The sequence below is a fragment of the Citrobacter sp. On2M genome, from assembly GCF_018035235.1.
GTDB lineage: Bacteria > Pseudomonadota > Gammaproteobacteria > Enterobacterales > Enterobacteriaceae > Citrobacter > Citrobacter meridianamericanus.
This window is the reverse complement of record NZ_WPCV01000002.1, coordinates 947,405-964,263: the sequence shown is the minus strand read 5'-3', so window position 1 is coordinate 964,263 and position 16,859 is coordinate 947,405. Positions and strand designations below refer to the sequence as shown.

Genomic DNA, 16,859 nt, shown 5'->3' with positions numbered 1-16,859 from the left:
ACTTATCGCGATGCAGGGGTAAGCCTGTAATCACCAGCGCTCTTTCAGCAGGTTCGGCTGAATACCACCAATAGCGTGGGTATTGCTGAAGGTCTGCTTGATGCCAGCTTCGAATTCTTCGCGGAAATATTTAATGGCGCTCTGTAGCGGTTCCACCGCCCCCGGTGCGTGTGCACAGAAGGTTTTACCCGGGCCGAGGAAACGACACAGTTGCTCAAGTGTCTCGATATCCCCAGGCTGGCCTTCGCCACGCTCCAGCGCGCGCAGAATTTTCACACTCCACGGCAGACCATCACGGCACGGCGTACACCAGCCACAGGACTCGCGGGCAAAGAACTCTTCCAGGTTACGCACCAGCCCAACCATACCAATCTCGTGGTCGACGGCCATCGCCAGCGCAGTACCCAGACGGCTACCCGCTTTACCGATGCTTTCGAATTCCATCGGCAGGTCGAGGTGTGCTTCAGTCAGGAAGTCAGTCCCCGCACCGCCAGGCTGCCAGGCTTTGAACTTCAGGCCATCGCGCATACCGCCCGCGTAATCTTCGAGGATCTCACGCGCGGTAGTGCCGAACGGCAGCTCCCACAGTCCCGGATTCTTCACGCGACCAGAGAAGCCCATCAGCTTGGTGCCAGCATCTTTGCTCTTCGAAATGTTCTGGTACCACTCCACGCCGTTTGCGAGGATAGCCGGTACGTTACACAGGGTTTCGACGTTGTTAACGCAGGTCGGTTTACCCCATGCACCAGAGCTTGCCGGGAACGGCGGCTTGGAACGCGGGTTAGCACGACGACCTTCGAGGGAGTTAATCAGCGCGGTTTCTTCACCACAGATGTAACGACCTGCCCCGGTGTGCACAAACAGTTCGAAATCGAAGCCAGTGCCCATAATGTTTTTGCCAAGCAGACCGGCTTCGGTCGCTTCAGCAATCGCGCGGCGCAGATGCACGGCCGCTTCGATATATTCCCCGCGCAGGAAGATGTAACCGCGGTACGCTTTCAGCGCAAACGCGGAGATCAGCATGCCTTCCACCAGCAAGTGCGGTAGCTGTTCCATCAACAGGCGGTCTTTATAGGTGCCCGGCTCCATTTCATCGGCGTTACACAGCAGGTAACGGATGTTCATGGATTCGTCTTTCGGCATCAGGCTCCACTTAAGACCGGTGGAAAAGCCCGCGCCGCCACGCCCTTTCAGGCCAGCGTCTTTTACCTGATTAACGATTTCATCCGGTGACAGTCCGGTCAGGGCCTTACGCGCACCTTCGTAGCCATTTTTGCTACGGTATTCGTCCAGCCATACCGGCTGTTTGTCATCACGCAGACGCCAGGTCAGCGGATGCGTTTCGGGAGTACGGATAATGTTTTTCATTTATACCGCTCCAGCAGTTCGGGAATGCCTTCCGGGGTCAGGTGAGCATGAGTATCTTCATCGATCATCATGTTCGGCCCCTTGTCGCAGTTCCCCAGGCAACAGGTTGGCAGCAACGTAAAACGACCGTCAAAGGTCGTCTGCCCCGGCTTGATGTTGAGTTTTTTCTCAAGCGCAGCCTGGATCCCCTGGTAACCATTGATATGGCACACGACGCTGTCGCAATAGCGGATCACGTGGCGACCGACCGGCTGGCGGAAGATCTGGCTGTAGAACGTGGCAACACCTTCTACGTCGCTGGCCGGGATACCCAGCACATCAGCGATCGCATAGATCGCCCCATCCGGCACCCAGCCACGCTGCTTCTGAACGATTTTCAGCGCTTCAATGGACGCCGCACGCGGGTCTTCGTAGTGGTGCTTCTCGTGCTCAATCGCTTCACGCTCAGCCGCACTCAGCTCAAAAGCCTCGGTTTGTGGTTGTTGATTCTCGTGCATAATTAGCGGTCCACATCTGACATAACAAAATCGATACTACCCAGATGGACGATCAGGTCGGACACCAGGCTGCCACGTACCGCTACCGGGATCTGCTGCAGGTGCGCATAGCTCGGGGTACGGATACGGGTACGATAACTCATGGTGCTGCCATCGCTGGTCAGGTAGTAACTGTTGATACCCTTGGTCGCTTCCACCATCTGGAAGGACTCGTTTGCCGGCATAACCGGTCCCCACGAAACCTGCAGGAAGTGGGTGATCAGGGTTTCGATATGTTGCAGCGTGCGCTCTTTCGGCGGCGGCGTGGTCAGCGGATGATCCGCTTTAAACGGGCCTTCCGGCATGTTGTTGAGGCACTGCTCAAGGATGCGCAGACTCTGGCGGAGCTCTTCAACTTTCAGCATCACGCGGGTATAGCAGTCGGACACGCCGCCGCCAACCGGAACTTCAAAGTCAAAGTTCTCATAACCAGAGTACGGACGTGATTTACGCACGTCGAAATCAATACCAGTCGCACGCAGCGCAGCACCGGTACAACCCCAGTCCAGCGCTTCTTTTTTACCATATGCGGCAACACCCTGAGAACGGCCTTTCAGGATGGTGTTGCGCAGTGCGGCTTTCTCGTAAGAATCCAGACGTTTTGGCATCCAGTCGAGGAAGTCACGCAGCAGTTTGTCCCACCCGCGCGGCAGATCGTGTGCTACGCCACCGATACGGAACCAGGCTGGGTGCATACGGAAACCGGTGATCGCTTCCACTACGTCGTAGATTTTCTGACGGTCGGTAAAGGCGAAGAATACCGGAGTCATTGCGCCGACGTCCTGAATGAACGTGGAGATGTACAGCAGGTGGCTGTTTATGCGGAACAGTTCGGAAAGCATAACGCGAATCACGTTCACGCGATCCGGTACGGTAATGCCCGCCAGTTTCTCAACCGCCAGCACGTACGGCATTTCGTTAACGCAGCCGCCGAGGTACTCAATACGGTCGGTGTACGGGATGTAACTGTGCCAGGACTGACGCTCGCCCATCTTTTCAGCACCACGGTGGTGGTAGCCGATGTCAGGTACGCAGTCGACGATTTCTTCGCCATCAAGCTGCAGCACAATACGGAACGCACCGTGAGAAGACGGGTGGTTAGGACCGAGGTTGAGGAACATGAAGTCCTCGTTTTCGGTGCTACGCTTCATGCCCCAGTCTTCTGGTTTGAAGGTCAGCGCTTCCATTTCCAGATCCTGTTTGGCTTTAGTCAGCTCAAACGGATCGAATTCGGTCGCACGCGCCGGGTAGTCTTTACGCAGCGGATGACCTTCCCAGGTATGTGGCATCAGCAGACGCGTCAGGTGCGGGTGACCTTCGATGTCGATGCCAAACATTTCCCAGGTTTCACGCTCATACCAGTTGGCATTCGGAAATAGTTTGGTGAAAGTCGGTACGCGCAGATCGTTTTCAGACAAAGCCACCTTGAGCATGATATCGCGATTGCGTTCAATGGAGATCAGGTGATAGAAAACAGAAAAATCCGCGGCGGGTAACCCTTCGCGGTGCGTACGCAGACGTTCGTCCATGCCGTGTAAGTCAAACAGCATGACGTAAGGTTTCGGCAGTCTCTTTAAGAAATCGCCAACTTCCAGTAATTGTTCACGCTTGACCCAAACAACGGGTACCCCGGTGCGAGTCGCCTGAACGGTAAAGGCATCCGGCCCAAAACGGTTGCGCAGTTCGCCAATGACCGGGTCATCAAGGTGATCCCGTGTTTGCCATACGGCGTCTTGCGCGGTTAAGTCGGTCATATTGTTCACCATTGCAAATGGTCCGTGGTGGTCGGCAGTGCTTCGCGCTATTTATGTAGTGGTAAGCGAAGGAAGTGCTGCTGCCGACAGGCGCAAATTAAATCTCGTCTGGTGTACGAAGATTCGTTACAGCAATACGTTCGCCGCGTTTACGCTCGCGTTCTGACTGCATATTGGCGCGATAAACGCCCTGATCGCCAACCACCCAAGAGAGCGGGCGGCGTTCTTTGCCAATGGAATCTTGCAACAGCATCAGAGCCTGCATATACGCTTCCGGGCGCGGCGGGCATCCCGGGATGTACACATCGACTGGAATGAATTTATCAACGCCCTGCACCACAGAATAGATGTCGTACATACCGCCAGAGTTAGCGCAGGCGCCCATGGAAATAACCCATTTAGGTTCCAGCATCTGATCATAGAGACGCTGAATTACTGGCGCCATTTTGGTAAAGCAGGTTCCGGCTACGACCATCAGGTCAGCCTGACGCGGCGATGCACGCAAAACTTCAGCACCAAAACGGGCCACATCGTGCACGGCGGTAAACGAGGTCACCATCTCAACGTAGCAGCAGGAAAGGCCAAAGTTATATGGCCAAATTGAGTTTTTACGGCCCCAGTTAACCATGTCATGCAGCTTGCCCATGAACACGTTTTTGTTAACTTCCTGCTCCAGGGGGTCGGTTACGATCTCCTGTTTTTGCAGGGGGTAACGGTCGTTCTCACCGTTAGGATCTATGCGGGTGAGCGTATAATCCATCTTAATGCCTCGCGGTTAGCGTTGACGATTAGCGATACTGTTCGTTTCCGGGTTCATACGCTCGCGGCGTGAACGCGCGGGCGTCCAGTCCAGCGCGCCAATACGCACCAGATAAACCAGACCTGCCAGTAACACAAAAATAAAAATTGCAGCTTCCACAAAGCCAATCCAGCCGCTTTCACGGATAGAAGTTGACCATGCGAACAGATACAGCGCTTCAACGTCGAAGATAACGAAGAACATGGCTACCAGATAAAACTTGGCAGACAGGCGCAAGCGGGCGGTGCCGACCGAGTCGATACCTGATTCAAACGGCACGTTTTTAGATCTCGCGCGCGCGCGACCACCTAAAAACCAGCCGCCGACGAGCATCAGGCAGCACAGGCCAATGGCAACAATAAGAAAGATAGCGAATGCCCAGTGATGAGCGATGATTTCAGTGGATGTTGACATACTCATTGCTTACTCATCAAAAGTAGCGCCAAATTCTCTGCTCTTTTCGGCAGATGAACGCCACATCGATTCATGGGGAGGAATAAAAAAAACCTTACAATCACTGTGAAAAATCATTTTAGACAGCTAATTGATAGGGTTTTTTACTCCTTTCTATAACCTTTTGTCAACTTTAACAAAAGTTTCCTCACATTATTTTACACTACTCCAACTTCATTAACATAAAGTGCTCTTTAGACCCATTTAGATCGTATCATCGGTCATTTTTAATGTTGTTGAATCGTGTCCGTAGTGAAGTAAAAAAATGATACCCGTCTATTTTGACAGGAATTCACACAGATGCCTCCCCCTAAATGGGAGTATTTTCTTGATCTGTGACACGCTTTTGTTAATTCACCATAAAAAACAGCAACAATTTCTCTAGTTTTTTAACATGGAAACAATTAGTAACGCGGTTGTTTATTTTTCACCCTCCCATCAGACTGTTTCTTTACTCGCTGATTTTGTTAAGTTTTAGTATAGCAAATGACCTAAATCGGCAATATTTGCATATAAAAAGAGCCACTGGATGTTTTTTCATCATCAGTGGCTCTTTTTCACACTTACATTTTAAACTGTTTTTTTGTGACGCGTTACTCAAAGTCGCCTTCAACAATCATCGAGTCATCTCCCCCTTCAGGGGTAAACTGATTGTATTGCCAAGGATTTTGATATGTTTGCATCGATTTAAAAATAACGTCTGCTAACTCATTTTGCACGCTCGGGTCGCTGCATAACAGATACTCAGTGTCAGGCAATGGCGGTAATCCGTCCGCTACACCCAGTACACGTAGATCCGGACTCATCATTTCAACAGGCCGCGCAGTAACACCGAGCCCTGCTTTTACCGCCGCACGAACTGCAGGCAACGTAGAAGCAACATAAGCCAAACGCCACGGGATCTGCGCAGCATTCAATGTTGCCAACACGATATCGCGAAACGGGCTCGGATCGTCAAGCAAAACCAACGGTACCGGCTCACCTTTTTGCAGGATATATTCAGCTGCGCAGTACCAGTGCGTCGGGGAGGTGCGTAGATTCAGGCACTCAAAATCTCCTGGACGATTGGTGGTCACCACCAGGTCCACTTCCTGCGACTTCAGCATATCCACCATATAAGCGTTACGTTTGACTCTCACATCAAGCGCAAGCTTCGGATAAACCGAACTTATACGGTTAAGCAGAAAAGGCAGTATGGTATCGGCGGATTCATCAGAAGCACCGATAGTTAACACTCCCTGAAGATTGTTAAACATTAATGATGAGCATGCCTCATCATTAAAACGCAGTATTTTTCTGGCGTAACCCAATAGCTGGATACCATGTTCAGTCAGCAATTTGTTGCGTCCATGGCGCGCGAACAACTCTTTTCCCACGAGCTGTTCAAGACGCTGCATTTGCTGACTCACCGCAGACTGAGTTCGACATACCGCAGCTGCCGCAGCCGCGAAGGTATTCAGATCGGCAACAGCAACAAAGGTTCTCAGCAGATCGAGGTCGAGGTTAATGATCGGACGATTTGCATTTATCATAGTTTTTCACTTACTCGCGGGTCATACCGGGTTAATGCTGTGCATTTAGAATCAAACAACTCCATTTGTAATGTGCCTCCCTTGCGGTTTCGCTTAGTGTAACCAAGTGAAAATAAGGATGTATTTGGTTAAACAAACGAAACAATGCTCTTTCTGAGCTATTTTAATACCCGTGATATTCATTCGGAATATAGCAACGAGAAAGAATCGTATTTTTAGCTGCCGGATGATTCAGGCTAATGGGAAACATGTAAATTTTGTAAATATAAAAAATGGTTAACGAACAATAATTTACACATTAAAAACAAATTTTTCAGTATGTTAGAAACAACCAACAAACATTTGAATTATCTTAAAAATCTTACTACACACCATTTGATGGGAGTTATCTTAACCTAAAACCACTATATTTATAAGTGTTATCGCGAATAATTCCGGGCAAATTGGTGCTATGTCAGAACAGCGGTTTTCGTATTATTATCCCATTCAATTTGATACTGTTTAAATATTAAATAATAATTAATTAAGAACCTCTCAATTCATTAATTATGCTTAACAATGAGTTCACACCGCATCACGTCGGGATCACACCGATAACAGAATTCTGAGACAAAACCTCAGTATTTTCGAATTACGTCAGACAGTTTAGATATCGACTACCTATTGTTTTACAGCATCAACTTTTTTTGACCAGACAAACGACCACACCATCACCACCAAAGCAAAACATAAAACCATAACAACAACAAAATACAGATTATCACTCCGTAATAACTTAATTATTTAGTCGTTAAAAGTTAATTACACCCCCGATGCTTTTCAAAATCTTCTCCTGGAGACCCTTCAAAACTTACCGGTGTGGGAGTACATTGTGCTGGCTGACTTCCACGGCAGGGAGTGGCATTCACAGCTAAAAAGGTCAACGTTCATGTCCCCCATTGAAAAATCCAGCAAATTAGAAAACGTCTGTTATGACATTCGCGGCCCGGTTCTGAAGGAAGCAAAGCGTCTGGAAGAAGAAGGTAATAAAGTTCTGAAACTGAACATCGGCAACCCCGCACCATTCGGGTTTGAAGCGCCAGATGAAATTCTGGTGGATGTGATCCGCAATTTGCCAACAGCGCAAGGGTATTGCGATTCAAAAGGCCTTTATTCTGCCCGCAAAGCGATCATGCAGCATTACCAGGCTCGTGGGATGCGTGATGTCACCGTGGAAGATATTTATATCGGTAACGGCGTTTCTGAATTGATTGTGCAGGCCATGCAGGCTCTGTTGAACAGTGGGGACGAAATGCTGGTTCCTGCTCCTGATTATCCGCTGTGGACGGCGGCGGTATCGCTCTCCGGCGGTAATGCCGTACACTATCTGTGTGACGAATCGTCAGATTGGTTCCCGGATCTGGATGATATCCGCGCCAAAATTACGCCGCGTACACGTGGGATCGTCATAATCAACCCAAACAACCCAACCGGTGCTGTTTATTCTAAAGAGCTGCTGATGGAGATTGTTGAGATTGCTCGCCAGAACAACCTCATCATCTTTGCAGATGAGATTTACGACAAAATTCTCTACGACGACGCAGAACATCACTCCATCGCCGCTATGGCTCCGGACCTGCTGACCATCACCTTCAACGGTCTGTCAAAAACCTACCGCGTTGCGGGGTTCCGTCAGGGCTGGATGGTGCTTAACGGACCGAAGAAACATGCCAAAGGCTATATCGAAGGCCTTGAAATGCTGGCTTCAATGCGTCTGTGTGCCAACGTCCCTGCGCAACATGCCATTCAGACCGCGCTGGGAGGATACCAGAGCATCAGCGAATTTATTATGCCTGGCGGTCGTCTGTATGAACAACGCAACCGTGCCTGGGAACTGCTCAATGACATTCCCGGCGTCTCCTGTGTGAAACCGCGCGGTGCGCTGTATATGTTCCCGAAAATCGACGCTAAGCGCTTCAATATTCATGACGACCAGAAGATGGTGCTGGACTTCCTGTTGCAGGAAAAAGTACTGCTGGTTCAGGGGACGGCGTTCAACTGGCCGTGGCCGGATCATTTCCGTATCGTCACACTGCCGCGTATTGACGATATTGAGATGTCGCTGAGTAAATTTGAGCGTTTCTTGTCAGGATATCACCAGCTGTAATAACAGAGAGTGCTACCGAGATTTGCATCCGGTAGCACTCTCTGCGCAAAATACCTTTACTGAAGTCACTGAGTAAGGGTCGTTATGAAGCAGAGCCATTTTTTTGCCCACCTCTCCCGTCTGAAGCTCATTAACCGCTGGCCGCTAATGCGCAATGTGCGCACCGAAAACGTGTCTGAACACAGCCTGCAAGTTGCCATGGTTGCTCATGCGCTGGCCGCGATCAAAAACCGCAAATTTGGTGGTCAGGTTAATGCTGAGCGTATTGCCCTGCTAGCGATGTATCACGATGCATCAGAGGTGCTGACCGGCGATCTCCCTACCCCGGTGAAATATTTCAACTCGCAAATTGCTCAGGAATATAAAGCGATAGAGAAAATTGCCCAGCAAAAGCTGGTCGATATGGTTCCCGATGAGCTGCGCGATATTTTTGCCCCGTTAATTGACGAACACGCATACAGCGAAGATGAAAAATCGATCGTCAAGCAGGCTGACGCCCTGTGCGCATACCTGAAGTGTCTGGAAGAACTCTCCGCCGGTAACAACGAATTTCTGCTGGCCAAAACACGGCTGGAAAAAACGCTGGAGTCGCGACGCAGTGAGGAGATGGACTACTTTATGGATGTATTTGTCCCGAGTTTTCACCTTTCATTAGATGAAATCAGCCAGGATTCACCATTGTAAGTTTGCGGCGACGTTGCCTTATCTGGCCTACACAGGCAACGTCGCCGGGGAAGCATTAAAACGGAAACAGCATCGGGATCATCACCACACACACCGCCATTACAATGATGGTAAACGGTACGCCGATCTTCACGAAGTCGCTAAAGCTGTAGTTGCCCGGTCCCAGCACGAGCGTGTTAACCGGCGAAGACACCGGCGTCATAAAGGCTGCGGAAGCTGCCATCGCAATCGCCATCGCGAAAGGATATGGTGAAACCCCCATCGACTTCGCCGCCGCTAACGCAATCGGCGCCATCAACACCGCGGTCGCGGTATTGGAGATAAATAACCCGATGGTTGCACACAGCACGAACAGGCAGCCCAGCATCATGTATGGGCCATATCCACCGCCGACATCCATCAGGCCTTTCACTACCAAATCGACGCCGCCGGTTTTTTGTAAAGCCAGCGCGAAAGGCATCATCCCGACGATCAAAATAATACTTGGCCAGTGAATCGCCTTGTAGGCACTTTCGGCATCGATACAGCGAAATTTCCCCATCAGCAGACAAGCAATGATCGCAGCAACCGTATTGGGAATTTCATCAGTGAGCATCAGAGCGACCATCAGCACCAGGCAGAAAATCGCATGCGGCGCCTGGCTGTGCGCCGGAGAAGCTTCACTGACTTCCGCGGGCATATTCAGCACCACAAAATCGCGCCCTTTTTGGCCCAGAAGAGTAATGAGTTTCCAGTTGCCCACCACTAATATGATGTCGCCCATTAGCAGCGGCTCATCCACCACCGCGCCGGCCAATGCAGCACCATCACGTTTCAGCCCAACGACATTCAGGCCGTAACGTGTACGAAAAGCAATTTCTCGTACCGTTTTGCCAATCAATTCCGATTCAGGGATCAGCGAAATTTCTGCCATTCCCACATCAAGCGCCTGCTCGGAGAAGTATTCACCGCGCAGCACCATCGGCTCCAAAAACTGTTCACTGCAAAATTCACGCAAGTCGACATCGGCCGCAGACATATCAATCAGCAATACGTCACGGGCGCGAAACTCAGAAACCCCGTTTACGTCAACGATCACACGACGAAAACGCCGCCAGCGTTCAACGCCAATCACGTTTGCCCCGTAGCGCTCACGCAGCTTCAGGTCGTCCAGACGCTGGCCGATCATCGGAGAACCTGGGCGAATCGCCAGGCGACGCGCGCGCCCGGTCAGGCGATATTCTTTAATCAGATCGCGAAACGTCCGACGCTTCCAGCCGTCTCCCGACGGCCCGGAATCTTCCCCCTTGAGCATAAAGCGCATCAGCAGCATATAAATTATGCCGAGAACCAGAACAACCAGCCCCAGTGGGGTAACGCTAAAAAAACTGAAACCGTTGAGTCCTTCACGTAACAGTTCACTGTTTACGACCAGGTTGGGCGGCGTCGCCACCAGCGTCATCATGCCGCTTATTAATCCGGCAAAGCTCAGCGGCATCATCAGGCGTGAAGGGGAAATTTCCATGCGCATGGAAACGCTTAACACCACCGGAATAAAGATGGCGACTACGCCGGTGGAGCTCATAAATGCTCCAAGCCCGGCAACGGTAATCATCAACAACACCAGCATTTTGACTTCGCTGCTGCCGGCCACCTTCACCAGCCAGGCTCCCATTACCGTCGCCACCCCGGTACGCACCAGGCCGTCGCCGATAATGAATAAAGCCGCTATCAAAATAACGTTAGGATCGCTGAATCCGGAAAAAGCTTCTGTGATGCTCAATGTTCCACTCAGAACAAAGGCAATAATGACCAGCAAAGCGATCGCGTCCATACGCACTCTGCCAGTTGCAAACAAAACGACGGCAATCGCCAGCAATGAGAGAACCCATATCAATTCACCGTTCACAACATATCCTTGTTAAATGAGAGGGATGAGTCGATTCTGCCATAAAAAAGCCCCAACAATCTGGGGCTAAATCATGATCAGGTATTTCTTACAACGACCACATTTCCGTTAGGTTGTTTGGTCACAGAAATATGTTCCAGACTGGTCAGAGAAAAATCGACCTCATCCAGACGCGGCGTGTCCGCAGGCGCATTGACCGCGATCACATGACACCCAGCCGTCAGTCCTGAAAGCACCCCGGCGGGCGCATCTTCCACTACCGCGCACTCGTGCGGCGCAAGCCCCAGAAGCTGTGCGCCTAACAGATAAGCGTCTGGCTCTGGTTTCCCTCTTTTTACCCGTTCGGCGGTGACAAACACTTCAGGCGCAGGAAGCCCCGCGACACGATGGCGCGCTCGTGCGACTGGCATAGAACCGGAGGTCACAATCGCCCATGGAATACCCGCTTTATTGAGGTGATTGAGCAACTCAACCGCCCCCGGCAGCGCGGTGATCCCAGCGGTTTCTGTCGCTTCGATCTGCTCCAGGCGGGTGAACTCCGCAGCGATCTCTGCCTCAGATTTGCCCACCATAAAGTGTCGCAGAGAGGTAATGGCCTGCTTGCCATGAATAAAACCGAGCACTTCAGCATGATCGAGGCCAAAACGATCGGCCCAATTGCACCACGCGCGTTCTACTGCGGGTAAGGAATCGACCAGCGTTCCATCCAGATCAAACAGAAAACCTTTGCACTGCACGCTCGCCCCCTCAGGCATTAATGATTTGGTTAATTTCATTCGCGCTCAAATGATACTGGCGCGGGCAAGAGTGCCAGACGTTCAACATACGCTGATATTTTTCCCACATCGGGGTCTGAGCGTTGAAGCCATGCGTCCCCGCATCAAAGTGGGTATAGCGACCTTCCACATTCACCATAAAGCGAACGTATCCGAGAAAACGGGCTTCCGTTGCGGCGTCAAAACCGAGGAAGGTCACGCGGCGCTCATCAATGGCCTGTGCATCCTTAAGATTAGTCCAGGACACATGTAATGCGTGATACATCTCCATAATATCGATAATCGTACGACAGGTTTCTTCCGTCAGCTCACCAAACTCACGATCCAGCTCGCGCATCTGCAAGCCGTAACCGCGTTCAATAATCGTCTGCAAACGACGATAACGCTCGGCGTTAGTGGGATCGAGCATAGTCATCATTTTGTACTGATTAGACAAAATCAGACGTTGAGCGTTGGTCATTTCCATTTGGGACTCCTGTATCACTACTACTGCGATGAAAAAAAAGAAGGCATCTTGTGCCTTCTTTTATATGCGTAATCAGGGGTCAATTACAAATCATCGAGGAAAGTTTTATCCAGTTGTTTGAAGGCGCGCTTAAGCGTGTCAGCCAGCGCCTGATAATCAGGCTTTCCTTCGACCGGAGAGAGCGCCTGCCCGGCTTCCTGCAATTTACCCCGAACTTCGTAGAACCAGTTGAGTATTGAAGGCGGCAGCGGCGTCACGGAACGTTTACCCAGCCACCACATGCCCTGCATCGGCAGGCTAAGCGCAAACAGCGCGGTCGCAACGGCCGGTCCCAACTGCCCCCCTAGCGCAATTTGCCAGCATAAGGTGAAGACGGCGATAGGCGGCATAAAACGGATTGCGTAACGCGTCATACGGATCACGCGGTTCTCTACAAACACGGGCGCGAGGCGCTTTTCCATTGGCCACGTCTTTGCGTAGTGCTGCCCCCGGCGAAACAAGCTAAAAAAATTGACGGAACGATTATCCGGTGTCGACATGGCGGTTACCTCAACTTCACATATAAAAATTAAAAAATTTGTGCAAAACAACAACTGCAATGGACATCGTTCAAAACATTTTGTCTTTGATACCCACATTCAGGTATCCTGTGCCGGCCTGTAAGGCCATTAGTCCAAAATCATTGAGTCGTCAAATTGACACATAGTATGCCATTGGCTGAAAAATACGCAAAATGACATAGACTCAAAGGTATTTATTCCATCGTGCCCAAAAAGACTATGGCGCATGATGTTAATCATAAACGTCGGTGTCATCATGCGCTACGCTCTATGACTCCCTGACGTTTTTTTAGCCACGTATCATAAATAGGTACTTCCATGTCGAGTAAGTTAGTACTGGTTCTGAACTGCGGTAGCTCCTCACTGAAATTTGCCATCATCGATGCAGTAAACGGTGAAGAATACCTTTCTGGTTTAGCCGAATGTTTCCATCTCCCAGAAGCACGTATCAAATGGAAAATGGATGGCGGTAAACAAGAAGCGGCTTTAGGTGCAGGCGCCGCTCACAGTGAAGCGCTGAATTTTATCGTTAATACTATTCTGGCACAAAAACCAGAACTGTCCGCTCAGCTGACTGCAATTGGTCACCGTGTTGTTCACGGCGGCGAAAAATACACCGGCTCTGTGGTTATCGACGATTCCGTTATTCAGGGTATCAAAGATGCAGCCTCTTTTGCACCGCTGCATAACCCTGCACACCTGATCGGTATTGCTGAAGCGCTGAAATCCTTCCCGAATCTGAAAGACAAAAACGTGGCCGTATTCGACACCGCGTTCCACCAGACTATGCCGGAAGAATCTTACCTCTACGCCCTGCCGTACAGCCTGTACAAAGAACACGGCGTTCGTCGTTACGGCGCGCACGGTACCAGCCACTTCTTCGTCACTCAGGAAGCGGCAAAAGTGCTGAACAAACCAGTTGATGAGCTGAACATCATCACTTGCCACCTGGGCAACGGCGGTTCTGTATCTGCTATCCGTAACGGTAAATGTGTTGATACCTCCATGGGTCTGACCCCGCTGGAAGGTCTGGTGATGGGTACCCGTTCCGGTGACATTGACCCGGCGATCATCTTCCACCTGCACGACACGCTGGGCATGAGCGTTGACCAGATCAACAAAATGCTGACCAAAGAGTCCGGCCTGCTGGGTCTGACCGAAGTCACCAGCGACTGCCGTTATGTTGAAGATAACTACGCGACTAAAGAAGACGCTAAACGTGCAATGGACGTTTACTGCCACCGTCTGGCGAAATACATCGGTTCTTACACTGCGCTGATGGATGGTCGTCTGGATGCTGTTGTCTTCACTGGTGGTATCGGTGAAAACGCCGCGATGGTTCGTGAACTGTCTCTGGGCAAACTGGGCGTTCTGGGCTTTGAAGTTGACCATGAACGTAACCTGGCCGCACGTTTCGGCAAATCTGGGTTCATCAACAAAGAAGGTACCCGTCCTGCGGTGGTTATCCCAACCAACGAAGAACTGGTTATCGCGCAAGACGCGAGCCGTCTGACCGCCTGATTTCACACCGCCAGCCTAGCTGGCGGTGCTGTTTTGTAACCCGCCTGAAACGGGCGGTAACGAAAGAGGATAAACCGTGTCCCGTATTATTATGCTGATCCCAACCGGAACCAGCGTCGGTCTGACCAGCGTCAGTCTTGGCGTGATCCGCGCAATGGAACGCAAAGGCGTTCGTCTGAGCGTCTTCAAGCCGATCGCTCAACCGCGTGCCGGTGGCGATGCGCCAGACCAGACTACCAGCATCGTCCGTGCTAATTCTTCTCTGCCAGCCGCTGAGCCGCTGAAGATGAGCCACGTTGAATCTCTGCTCTCCAGCAATCAGAAAGATGTGCTGATGGAAGAGATCATCGCGAACTACCACGCGAATACTAAAGACGCTGAAGTTGTCCTGGTTGAAGGCCTGGTCCCAACCCGTAAACATCAGTTCGCGCAGTCTCTGAACTACGAAATCGCGAAAACGCTGAATGCAGAAATCGTCTTCGTTATGTCTCAGGGTACCGATACTCCGGAACAGCTGAACGAGCGTATTGAACTGACTCGCAGCAGCTTCGGCGGCGCGAAAAACACCAACATCACCGGCGTAATCGTGAACAAACTGAACGCACCGGTTGATGAACAGGGCCGTACTCGCCCGGATCTGTCTGAGATTTTCGACGACTCTTCCAAAGCGAAAGTGATCAAAGTTGATCCGGCTAAACTGCAGGAATCCAGCCCGCTGCCAGTTCTGGGCGCGGTGCCATGGAGCTTTGATCTGATTGCCACTCGTGCAATCGATATGGCGCGTCACCTGAACGCCACCATTGTGAACGAAGGCGATATCAACACCCGTCGCGTGAAGTCTGTGACCTTCTGCGCACGCAGCATTCCGCACATGCTCGAGCACTTCCGCGCAGGTTCTCTGCTGGTGACTTCCGCTGACCGTCCGGACGTGCTGGTTGCTGCATGCCTGGCAGCGATGAACGGCGTAGAAATTGGTGCTCTGCTGCTGACCGGCGGCTACGAAATGGACGCGCGTATTACTAAACTGTGCGAACGTGCATTCGAAACCGGCCTGCCGGTATTCATGGTAAACACCAACACCTGGCAGACCTCTCTGAGCCTGCAGAGCTTCAACCTGGAAGTTCCGGTTGACGATCACGAGCGCATCGAAAAAGTTCAGGAATACGTTGCTAACTACATCAACGCTGACTGGATTGAATCTCTGACCGCAACGTCTGAGCGCAGCCGTCGTCTGTCACCACCAGCGTTCCGTTATCAGTTGACCGAGCTGGCGCGTAAAGCGGGCAAACGCGTCGTTCTGCCAGAAGGCGACGAACCGCGTACCGTTAAAGCGGCGGCTATCTGTGCTGAACGTGGTATCGCAACCTGCGTACTGTTGGGTAACCCGGATGAGATCACCCGCGTTGCGGCCTCTCAGGGCATTGAACTGGGCGCTGGCGTAGAAATCGTTGATCCGGATGTAGTTCGCGAAAGCTACGTTGCTCGCCTGGTCGAATTGCGTAAAAACAAAGGCATGACCGAAACCGTTGCCCGCGAACAGCTGGAAGACAACGTAGTTCTCGGTACCCTGATGCTGGAACAGGACGACGTTGACGGCCTGGTTTCTGGTGCCGTTCACACCACCGCGAATACCATTCGTCCGCCGCTGCAGCTGATCAAAACTGCACCGGGTAGCTCACTGGTATCTTCCGTATTCTTCATGTTGCTGCCGGATCAGGTTTACGTCTACGGTGACTGCGCGATCAACCCGGATCCGACTGCAGAGCAGTTGGCAGAGATCGCGATTCAATCCGCTGATTCCGCAACTGCTTTCGGTATCGAACCGCGCGTAGCGATGCTCTCCTACTCCACTGGTACTTCTGGTGCAGGTAGCGATGTAGAGAAAGTACGCGAAGCAACCCGTCTTGCGCAGGAAAAACGTCCTGACCTGATGATCGACGGTCCGCTGCAGTACGATGCCGCAGTTATGGCTGACGTAGCAAAATCCAAAGCGCCGAACTCTCCGGTTGCTGGTCGCGCTACCGTGTTCATCTTCCCGGATCTGAACACCGGTAACACCACCTACAAAGCGGTACAGCGTTCTGCCGACCTGATCTCCATCGGGCCGATGCTGCAGGGTATGCGTAAACCGGTGAACGACCTGTCTCGTGGCGCGCTGGTAGACGATATTGTCTACACCATCGCTCTGACCGCGATCCAGTCTTCCCAGCAGCAGTAATCTGCCATGCGTGCCGGATGCCTTATCCGGTACACATCCTGCTTATCAAACCGGAAATAACTGATATTTCCGGTTTTTTTATATCTGATTTCCCGTTGGCCTGATCTGAATGATTTACCAGGATGCGCTGCATCAATGAATAACTATTCTTCTGTTTG

At 51.3% G+C, this 16,859-nt stretch carries 14 protein-coding genes; 4 read left to right on the top strand and 10 right to left on the bottom strand.

Annotation, left to right across the window (positions count from 1 at the left end; all coding sequences use genetic code 11):
- Positions 1-30 precede the first annotated feature (30 nt).
- The 6 genes from nuoF to lrhA all read right to left on the bottom strand — a co-directional run bounded on the left by nuoF (position 31) and on the right by lrhA (position 6,442).
- Positions 31-1,368 carry an NADH-quinone oxidoreductase subunit NuoF gene (gene nuoF / locus On2M_RS06745; RefSeq protein ID WP_187253461.1) on the bottom strand — a complete coding sequence of 446 codons (1,338 nt, stop codon included), beginning with the start codon at positions 1,366-1,368 and terminating at the stop codon, positions 31-33.
- Positions 1,365-1,865 carry an NADH-quinone oxidoreductase subunit NuoE gene (gene nuoE / locus On2M_RS06740; RefSeq protein WP_003028069.1) on the bottom strand — a complete coding sequence of 167 codons (501 nt, stop codon included), beginning with the start codon at positions 1,863-1,865 and terminating at the stop codon, positions 1,365-1,367. Before nuoE ends, nuoF begins: the two co-directional genes overlap by 4 nt.
- Before the next feature lie 2 nt (positions 1,866-1,867).
- Complete coding sequence (gene nuoC, locus On2M_RS06735; protein WP_151219925.1) at positions 1,868-3,670, bottom strand: NADH-quinone oxidoreductase subunit C/D; 1,803 nt, start codon at positions 3,668-3,670, stop codon at positions 1,868-1,870.
- Positions 3,671-3,755: 85 nt separating this feature from the next.
- Entirely contained in the window at positions 3,756-4,418 is a 663-nt protein-coding gene (gene nuoB, locus On2M_RS06730) for an NADH-quinone oxidoreductase subunit NuoB (protein ID WP_003028075.1), read from the bottom strand.
- A 15-nt stretch (positions 4,419-4,433) separates the two neighbouring features.
- Entirely contained in the window at positions 4,434-4,877 is a 444-nt protein-coding gene (nuoA, locus tag On2M_RS06725) for an NADH-quinone oxidoreductase subunit NuoA (protein ID WP_003028077.1), read from the bottom strand.
- A gap of 626 nt (positions 4,878-5,503) precedes the next feature.
- Positions 5,504-6,442, bottom strand: coding sequence for a transcriptional regulator LrhA (gene lrhA, locus On2M_RS06720; protein WP_151219927.1), 939 nt, complete (start codon positions 6,440-6,442; stop codon positions 5,504-5,506).
- Between the two features lie 928 nt (positions 6,443-7,370).
- Between lrhA and alaA the strand changes: the two genes are divergently transcribed.
- The gene (gene alaA / locus On2M_RS06715) at positions 7,371-8,588 is read left to right on the top strand and encodes an alanine transaminase AlaA (RefSeq protein ID WP_005129483.1); all 1,218 of its coding nucleotides are present in this window, start codon (positions 7,371-7,373) and stop codon (positions 8,586-8,588) included.
- Positions 8,589-8,672: 84 nt separating this feature from the next.
- Positions 8,673-9,272, top strand: a complete 600-nt coding sequence (gene yfbR / locus On2M_RS06710) for a 5'-deoxynucleotidase (RefSeq protein ID WP_151219928.1) — start codon at positions 8,673-8,675, stop codon at positions 9,270-9,272.
- Positions 9,273-9,327: 55 nt separating this feature from the next.
- On the opposite strand, the gene On2M_RS06705 is transcribed toward yfbR, so the two are convergent.
- The 4 genes from On2M_RS06705 to yfbV all read right to left on the bottom strand — a co-directional run bounded on the left by On2M_RS06705 (position 9,328) and on the right by yfbV (position 12,941).
- Complete coding sequence (locus On2M_RS06705) at positions 9,328-11,160, bottom strand: SLC13 family permease (protein WP_151219929.1); 1,833 nt, start codon at positions 11,158-11,160, stop codon at positions 9,328-9,330.
- Between the two features lie 77 nt (positions 11,161-11,237).
- Positions 11,238-11,915 carry a sugar phosphatase gene (locus On2M_RS06700; protein WP_210904661.1) on the bottom strand — a complete coding sequence of 226 codons (678 nt, stop codon included), beginning with the start codon at positions 11,913-11,915 and terminating at the stop codon, positions 11,238-11,240.
- Positions 11,908-12,402 (bottom strand): YfbU family protein, encoded by a 495-nt coding sequence (locus On2M_RS06695; RefSeq protein WP_003028086.1) that lies wholly within the window; start codon positions 12,400-12,402, stop codon positions 11,908-11,910. Before On2M_RS06695 ends, On2M_RS06700 begins: the two co-directional genes overlap by 8 nt.
- A gap of 83 nt (positions 12,403-12,485) precedes the next feature.
- On the bottom strand, positions 12,486-12,941 hold the full coding sequence (gene yfbV, locus On2M_RS06690) for a terminus macrodomain insulation protein YfbV (protein ID WP_003028087.1): 456 nt from the start codon (positions 12,939-12,941) through the stop codon (positions 12,486-12,488).
- Positions 12,942-13,280: 339 nt separating this feature from the next.
- Here yfbV and ackA point away from each other — a divergent pair, with 339 nt between their 5' ends.
- Both ackA and pta read left to right on the top strand, forming a co-directional pair.
- Positions 13,281-14,483 (top strand): acetate kinase, encoded by a 1,203-nt coding sequence (ackA, locus tag On2M_RS06685; RefSeq protein WP_003028092.1) that lies wholly within the window; start codon positions 13,281-13,283, stop codon positions 14,481-14,483.
- Positions 14,484-14,559: 76 nt separating this feature from the next.
- Entirely contained in the window at positions 14,560-16,701 is a 2,142-nt protein-coding gene (pta, locus tag On2M_RS06680) for a phosphate acetyltransferase (RefSeq protein ID WP_151224765.1), read from the top strand.
- Positions 16,702-16,859 lie beyond the last annotated feature (158 nt).